The following is a 5772-nucleotide window of genomic DNA, read 5'->3' on the forward strand; positions in this document are numbered from 1 at the left end:
CGCGGCTGCTGGCACGTAGTTAGCCGGTGCTTCGAAAGGTACACTCACTCTCGCTTGCTCCCAATCAAAAGCGGTTTACAACCCGAAGGCCTTCATCCCGCACGCGGCGTCGCTGCATCAGGCTTTCGCCCATTGTGCAATATTCCCCACTGCTGCCTCCCGTAGGAGTCTGGGCCGTATCTCAGTCCCAATGTGGCCGGTCGCCCTCTCAGGCCGGCTACCCGTCGAAGCCTTGGTGGGCCGTTACCCCACCAACAAGCCTGATAGGACGCGACCCCATCCCATTCCAGTAACCCTTTCCCACAATCCCATGAGGTCATGTGGAGCATCCGGCATTACCACCCGTTTCCAGGAGCTATTCCGGAGAATGGGGCAGGTTGGTCACGCATTACTCACCCGTTCGCCACTCTCACGGCCAAGCAAGCTTGGCCGATCCCGTTCGACTTGCATGTGTTAAGCACGCCGCCAGCGTTCATCCTGAGCCAGAATCGAACCCTCCATAGAAAAACCATGAAGGATCTTCAAAAGACCCTCATATATATTCATTGACGGGACCGTTGATAAGGACAACGGTCCACACAAAACCCCGGTGGCGTTCAAGGCCCCTCGGCCACCCCGCGAACGGGGCCGACACCGGACTGGCAATCAATCATTGACTATAAAAAGTAGTACAAAACACGCTCTTGAGTTCTCAAACCACCACCACTCCGACCCGGCCGCCGGCCCCTCCGGGACCAGCCACCGCCGTCGGGCAGCAATGGATAAACTTACACGAGGCACGCCCCGCACGCAAACCGGACGCGCGCGCACGCCCCGCGAACCGCGCCAGCACGCGCCTCCCACGGCGTGTCGCACAACCACCACCACAACAACCAAAAACATTGCACCTGCCGCGCGGCGTTGAAAGTGTTTCCGTGATTATCTGCTATTCCTTTTCGTGACATGCCCTCCGAACTCCGCGCGCAAGGCCGACACAACTCGGAGAGTGTCCGAACCGGCGCCACGCGACACCTGGCGGGCCCACAGCGCTGCCGCTGTGGCTGGAGTCGGGACGCCGAGCTCAAGCGCCGCCGCAACCATCCACTTCGCCTCGCCGGATTCATTCGCCACCGGGGGCACACTCCTTAGTGCCGGATCATCATCAGCAGCCAGAGCGAACAGGTCCAGCAGCCAGGACTGCACCACGGATCCCTGACGCCATGAGGCCATGACCCCGGAAGGATCGTCAATCAAATCCGAGCGCATCATGGTTTCGAAACCCTCTCCGAGCGCCTGCATCATGCCGTACTCGATGCCGTTGTGGACCATCTTCGCAAAGTGGCCGCCGCCAACTGGTCCTGCGAGCACCAATCCATCATCGCCTTCGGGCTTCAGACTGTCGAAAATCGGAAGGACATGTTCGAAGTCATCTTTGGACCCGCCCACCATCAGGCATAACCGCGTTCCGCCCCCCCCCCCAGACGCCGCCGGAGACCCCGACGTCCATGAAGTGAACGCCCTTCGCCGACAATTGCTCCGCATGGACCGAGTCGTCCACGTAATGAGAGTTTCCACCGTCGATGACGAGGTCGCCTCCATCAAGGAGTCTTCTCAAGGCATCGATGGTTTCATCGGTCGGCTTGCCCGCTGGAACCATAACCCACACAACGCGTGGGGAGGCAAGCCTTCCCACCAACGCTTCCACGCTGTCCACATCACGCGAGGACTCCGGGCTGAGATCGAAGCCCACGACATCATGCCCATCCTCGCGAAGACGCTTGACCATATTCCCACCCATTCGACCTAGGCCGATTACTCCAAGCTGCATGTTTCTTTCTCCGTTCGAGCAATTCTCTTTATTGTTTTCCCACGCGATTCACGTGCGATGCCATGCCGACGAATCGGGGGGAGCGTGTTTACATCACCAGTGACACGAGCAGCGACACGGCCAACACCGCGATCAAGCCCGAGACGGACAGCACGGTCTCCATCAGGGACCAGGTCTTGAACGTCTGCCCCACGGTCATGCCGAAATACTCCTTCACCAGCCAGAAGCCCGCATCGTTGACATGGGACAGGAAGATGGAACCGGCACCAATCGCAAGAACAAAAAGGGAAAGCTGCACCGGGCTCAGGTTCGTGGCAGGGGGACGACGATGCCGGAAGCGGTCACGGTCGTCACTGTCGCCGAGCCCGTTGCCAAACGAATAAGCACGGCCACGAGCCATCCGGCAACAAGCGGGTTAAGATTCGCCTGCATAATGCCCGAAGCAATATCGTTGCCGATTCCGGAGTCCACCAGGGTCTGCTTGAAGCCTCCGCCTGCAGCCACGATCAGCAGGATCCCCGCGATGGATGAGAAGGATGAGCCACGATGGAGTTGAGGTTCTCCCGGCTCCACTTTGCACGGAAAGCGAGCAGGACCATGGCGAAGATCGTCGTAATGGTCAGCGCCTCCAAAGGGGTTCCGACCCACGCAATCGCGCGTCCGACGGGAGTGCCCGTCATGCCAAGGACATCCACCATGCTCGCCGCGAGCATCAGAACGACCGGAAGAAGAATGACGCTGATCGCTTCAAAGAACGTCGGACGATGCTCGGACGGCTCCCGCGTCTCCCCGGCATCCACTTCAGAGGCCATAATCGGCACGAGCTTCACCATCCAGCGAGCCATCAGCGGACCGGAAACAACGACCACTGGAATCGCTACGAGCAACCCCAGTCCAAGAGTCAGGCCGAGATTGGCTTTCAGCGCATCGATGGCCACCAAAGGCCCGGGATGCGGGGGGATGAATGCGTGCAATGCGGACAGGCCCGCAAGAGCCGGGATGCCCAGGGCGACGACGGGCATCTTCGCCCGACGGGCCGCCAGAAGAATTATCGTGATGAGTATTACTACACCAACTTCGAAGAACAGCGGAATGCCCACGATGAACGCGCTCAACGCCATTGCCCAGCTGAGCTTGTTTCGCGGGGCCTTCGCAAGAATGGTGTCCACGATGACGTCCGCGCCGCCTGAGCGAGTGAGCAGAATACCGATGATCCCGCCCAGTGCAACCAGCAATCCAACGCAGGATACGGTGCTCCCCACACCGTCGGTAAAGCTATCCAGGCTCTTGTAGTAGGGAACTCCGGCCATGATTGCGGTGGCCGCCGAACCGATCATTAACGACAGAAACGGATGAACCTTGACGACTGCGATCAAAACTACGATGAGCGCGATGCCCAGAACCGCCGTGACGATTAGCGAACTCATAAATCCTCCTTGATCTGTGAATCTCAACCAGCCGACCGTCAACTACGCGCATTGGCATATCCATATCCGTGATGCGCCGCCATCAGGATGTGATCTTCATGCCCCATGCGCATGCATCTGGATTCCCAGTGCCCGATCATTATGTGGTCCGGCTTCCATCTGATTACCTGCCGCTGATTACCTGCCGCTGTGCCTTTTCGTATGCCCGAACGGCTTCCACCGCGCGACGAGCGACATCGTCTGCGCTTCCTTCAATCGAGATCTTCACGCCATTCTCATCCGACGACAATGGCTCCAGAATCTCGAACTGGCTTGGAAGGAGAGCCGGCGGCATAAAATGCCCCTTGCGCTCGGACAGCCGCTGTCGTATAAGTTCCTCTGAACCGCTCAGAAAGAGGAAATAGACGTTCATATCTCTTGAAAGGGCCTCGCGATACGCACGCTTCAACGCGGAACTCGAGACGACGGTATTCTCCCTGAGGCTCTCTCGAGCAATCATCCATCTGTTGATGACATCAAGCCAAGGCCAACGATCGGCATCCGTCAACGGAATTCCGGCGGACATCTTGTCGATGTTCGCTTGCGGGTGGAAATCACCGCCCTCGGCAAGCGTGTATCCCAATTGTTCCTTTATCGCTTCGACGACGGTTGACTTGCCACAACCCGCGACGCCCATAACCACAATATGAATTGCCATAATTGCTCCCTTGAAATACATGGCTCGATCAGTCTAGATTCGATTAAGAGTCTTTGTCAAGTAGTAGAGAGTCTCTACCTGCATAGACGTCAGAACATACCCGCGTCAGACCATCAGACATGGCCTCGGAACTCAAACTGGTACCATGTATGGCGCCGGGCGTGGGCCTGCAGGAGAATCGACATCGTCATACGATGGAAGTCCAGTGAAAGGGTATTATGGCTGCGTCTGCATCACATTCTCTGCCTGCGGGCAAAAACGGCAATGAGCCGCTGCATATATACATTGCCGATGCTCTCGCGCATCAGATTCTGGACGATTCCTGGGCGCCTGGCTCAAGCGTCACGCTGGAAGAGATCCAGACCCGTTTTTCGATTTCCCGGACGGTCGCCCGCGAGGCCACTCGGCTTCTGACGTCTCTGGGCTGCGCCCAATTTCAACGCGGAACGGGAGTTATCGCATGCCCTCCCGAACATTGGATGATTTAAATTCCCGCGTCATATCATGGAAGCTCCACTCTTCCTACCGCAAGGATGAATTGCGCGCCCTCACCGAGTTGCGTTTGGCGGTGGAGCCAGCCGCAGCTACAGGCTGCGCCGTACGGGGTTCGATCGAGGCGCGGACGCGCGTCGCGGTCATTGGCCACGACATGATCAAGGCCGTGCGCGAATCCCGCCTCGATGATTTCCACGATCTGGATGTGGACTTTCATACCTCGATCCTGCTGCACAGCGGCAATCCGCTTTTCGCAGAGCTGAGTTCTTCAGTTGAAAGCGTTCTGAGAGGCAGGGTGGAGATCAATATGTACCCGCGGCAGCCCGAAGAGTCGGCGCTGAATGCACATGAACAGGTCTACCGCGCCGTTCTGAACGGCGACGGTTCGGCGGCCCATAATGCCATGCTGGACATCGTGAATGAGGTGAATTCAGCACTCGGTCTATCGGCGATCTGATGGCGCCGACTCGATTGCCGACGCGATATTGAATCTGAAAGATTGATTGCTTTATCCATTAACCGCTGTGCTCATTTTGCCATTGAGTGCTTCACTTGATTGCTCTACTCATCATCAACCACGAAGTAAATGGCGGTATCCGCCGTCCAGCCTGACTCCGCCGGAAATCCGGATGGGCAAAATTGCATGGACAAATTCGAAGCCGATTCCATCGTGGAAGAAGACAAGTGTCGGTGTGCAGGTGGAGGCGTGACTTGTGTGTTTGGGTGTTCGTTCGTGTTCCGGGCATGGAAGGACCCCGGGAGCCCGAAGGCTCGACCGGGGTCCGATCACGTGATGCGGCGGCGCGCTACTCTCCCACACCCTATCGAGTGCAGTACCATCGCCGTGCCAGGCCTTAGCTTCCGGGTTCGGAATGGAGCCGGGCGTCTCACCTGGGCCATGGCCGCCGCAAATCTCAACTATCACCCCACGCGCGGGCATGGGATGGCCCGTGGTGGTCCGGGAACCGGACGGTGGACGCGTGCGCAGCCTCGAGGATCGTCCCGTGACCATCATGCTCCCTGTCGAACGGGAACAGACGCCGGGATCCCCACGCCCCATCAGCGATGGGGAGTGTGATTGCCTCTCGACCATTAGTACCGGTCAGCTCCACCCCTCGCGGGGCTTCCACGTCCGGCCTATCGACCATGTGTTCTGCATGGGGTCTCCAGGGGCTCGATGGCCCCACGGAATCCTAATCTTGGAGCAGGCTTCCCGCTTAGATGCTTTCAGCGGTTATCCCTTCCGAACGTGGCCAACCGGCGGTGCCACTGGCGTGACAACCGGCATACCAGAGGTTCGTCCACCCAGGTCCTCTCGTACTATGGGCAGGTCTCCTCAAGATTCC

The 5772-nt window shown here is 58.4% G+C and carries 5 protein-coding genes, 3 rRNA genes and 1 pseudogene; 2 read left to right on the plus strand and 7 right to left on the minus strand.

The window, feature by feature from the left end; translation table 11 throughout:
* The 5 genes and pseudogenes from BMIN_RS07820 to BMIN_RS07835 all read right to left on the minus strand — a co-directional run.
* Nucleotides 1-504 (minus strand): 16S ribosomal RNA (locus BMIN_RS07820); the annotation flags it as partial.
* A 414-nt stretch (nt 505-918) separates the two neighbouring features.
* Entirely contained in the window at nt 919-1428 is a 510-nt protein-coding gene (locus BMIN_RS09245) for a hypothetical protein (protein ID WP_238565652.1), read from the minus strand.
* On the minus strand, nt 1406-1807 hold the full coding sequence (locus BMIN_RS09250) for an NAD(P)-binding domain-containing protein (protein WP_238565653.1): 402 nt from the start codon (nt 1805-1807) through the stop codon (nt 1406-1408). The genes BMIN_RS09245 and BMIN_RS09250 overlap by 23 nt, the downstream gene beginning before the upstream one ends.
* Nucleotides 1808-1895: 88 nt before the next feature.
* Nucleotides 1896-3234: pseudogene (locus BMIN_RS07830) on the minus strand (GntP family permease).
* 163 nt (nt 3235-3397) lie between these two features.
* Nucleotides 3398-3931, minus strand: a complete 534-nt coding sequence (locus BMIN_RS07835) for a gluconokinase (protein WP_026647669.1) — start codon at nt 3929-3931, stop codon at nt 3398-3400.
* 218 nt (nt 3932-4149) lie between these two features.
* On the opposite strand from BMIN_RS07835, the gene BMIN_RS09030 reads away from it, so the two are divergent.
* Both BMIN_RS09030 and BMIN_RS07840 read left to right on the plus strand, forming a co-directional pair.
* Nucleotides 4150-4419, plus strand: a complete 270-nt coding sequence (locus BMIN_RS09030) for a GntR family transcriptional regulator (RefSeq protein WP_238565655.1) — start codon at nt 4150-4152, stop codon at nt 4417-4419.
* Entirely contained in the window at nt 4392-4883 is a 492-nt protein-coding gene (locus tag BMIN_RS07840) for a FadR/GntR family transcriptional regulator (RefSeq protein WP_238565656.1), read from the plus strand. Before BMIN_RS09030 ends, BMIN_RS07840 begins: the two co-directional genes overlap by 28 nt.
* A 336-nt stretch (nt 4884-5219) precedes the next feature.
* Here the strand turns inward: BMIN_RS07840 and rrf are convergent.
* Together rrf and BMIN_RS07850 are read right to left on the minus strand one after the other, a co-directional pair.
* Nucleotides 5220-5336, minus strand: a 5S ribosomal RNA gene (gene rrf, locus BMIN_RS07845).
* 162 nt (nt 5337-5498) lie between these two features.
* Nucleotides 5499-5772, minus strand: a 23S ribosomal RNA gene (locus tag BMIN_RS07850); the annotation flags it as partial.

This window comes from Bifidobacterium minimum, assembly GCF_000741645.1.
GTDB lineage: Bacteria > Actinomycetota > Actinomycetes > Actinomycetales > Bifidobacteriaceae > Bifidobacterium > Bifidobacterium minimum.

Excerpts from the sequence above, each read along its gene's own strand:
- BMIN_RS09245 (WP_238565652.1), bottom strand. The coding sequence starts at position 1,428 with ATGGTGGGCGGGTCCAAAGATGACTTCGAACATGTCCTTCCGATTTTC.
- BMIN_RS09250 (WP_238565653.1), bottom strand. The coding sequence starts at position 1,807 with ATGCAGCTTGGAGTAATCGGCCTAGGTCGAATGGGTGGGAATATGGTC.
- BMIN_RS07835 (WP_026647669.1), bottom strand. The coding sequence starts at position 3,931 with ATGGCAATTCATATTGTGGTTATGGGCGTCGCGGGTTGTGGCAAGTCA.
- BMIN_RS09030 (WP_238565655.1), top strand. The coding sequence starts at position 4,150 with ATGGCTGCGTCTGCATCACATTCTCTGCCTGCGGGCAAAAACGGCAAT.
- BMIN_RS07840 (WP_238565656.1), top strand. The coding sequence starts at position 4,392 with ATGCCCTCCCGAACATTGGATGATTTAAATTCCCGCGTCATATCATGG.